This is a genomic window from Pararhodobacter marinus (assembly GCF_003122215.1).
Lineage (GTDB): Bacteria > Pseudomonadota > Alphaproteobacteria > Rhodobacterales > Rhodobacteraceae > Pararhodobacter > Pararhodobacter marinus.
The window spans coordinates 1-1,316 of record NZ_QEYD01000027.1 but is presented as its reverse complement, the minus strand read 5'-3'; the positions used below and the strand labels follow the sequence as shown (position 1 = coordinate 1,316).

2 protein-coding genes are annotated in these 1,316 nt (G+C 71.0%); both read right to left on the bottom strand.

Annotated features, from left to right (window positions below):
* A partial coding sequence (gene csgH, locus C4N9_RS21610) for a curli-like amyloid fiber formation chaperone CsgH (RefSeq protein WP_146195205.1) occupies window positions 1–284 on the bottom strand: 284 nt, incomplete at its 3' end.
* 96 nt (window positions 285–380) lie between these two features.
* The gene (locus C4N9_RS21605) at window positions 381–815 is read right to left on the bottom strand and encodes a curlin (protein ID WP_109535414.1); all 435 of its coding nucleotides are present in this window, start codon (window positions 813–815) and stop codon (window positions 381–383) included.
* Window positions 816–1,316: the final 501 nt, after the last annotated feature.

Below are 1,316 nucleotides of genomic sequence, written 5' to 3'. Positions count from 1 at the left end.
CCGGGCCGGGCCTCGAAATCGCCGCCCTGCCGGATCGAGGCCGAGCCCGAGCGGATCTGCAGGTCATAGGTCCCGGCGACGGCGCGCCCGGCGGTCAGGATGCCGCTGACCCGCGTGCCGCCGGGGATCGCGTCGAGGGCGATCTCGCAGGTGACCGGGGAGGCGGTTCTCGTATCGGCGGTGGCGCTGCAGGCGGCGGCGAAGCCCAGCACGGCGAAGCCCAGGAACAGCGAGGCGGCCTTGCGGCGCAGGGTGAGGGTGGAGAGGGAAACGGGGCTGTGCATGGGAAACTCCTGTGACGAAAAGGGGGCCGCGGGGGCGGGGATGTCCCCGCGGCGCAGGGCCAGGGCGGAGGGGAAGCCGCCCGGCCGGATCGGGGCTTACTGCTGGACGATGGCGACGACGTTGTCCGAGCCGGCCTGGGTGACGCTGGCCGAGCTGCCGCCGCCCTGGATCACGGCGGTGACGTTGCGGCGGCCATACTGGCGCACGGTGGCGTCGTTATCGTCGCCATACTGGCTGACGCCGGCGACGTTGCGGCGGCCCCATTGATCGACATCGGCCCGGTTGTCGTCGCCGGTCTGGCCGACGAAGGCCTCGTTGCGGCGACCGTCCTGGGTGGCGATGGCGATGTTCGAGCGGCCGTCCTGGATCACCGAGAGGCGCTGGCGATGGCCCGACTGGCCGCCGCCGATCTGGTTGTTGTAGCCGTATTGCTCGACGCGGACGCGGTGGCCGCCGGTGGCGAGCGCCGGCAGCGCGACGGCGCCGATCAGGGTGGCGAGGATGGCGGTCTTGAAGGTCTTGGCGAACATGGGTGGGTCTCCGGAATGGGGGGCCGTGTGAAAGGGGCCGGGGTTGGTGTGTCGGGTTGGTGTCTTGTGTGAATCGGCAGGCGCCCTGGCCGTGACGTGTCGTGTCTTGCGGCGTCGGGTGCTTCCGATGAGACCAACCTGCCCCCGCCGCCGCCGACAGACAAAAACGCCGCGCGGCAGGGCGATAACCGGCCGCCGGTTATCCGATAACACCCAGCCCCACGCGCCCCCGAGGCTCTGCGCCAGCTGCGCAAGGCCTTGATAAACCTATACTTATCCTCAGCGCGCCACAGGCATCCCGTCCCGCCCGCCTCCTGCACAAAAGCCCGCCCCTCCCGCGACTCACCCCCTCTCCCCGCCGCTGGATCCACCCCCGGGAACCGCCCACACCCCGCCCGTTATCCCATGACACCCGCCCGCCCCTTCATTCTGCCCGAAATACTCCCGAGGGGGCCCGGGGGAGCGGAGCCTCCCCCGGACGCAAACCAAACGCGCAGCGCC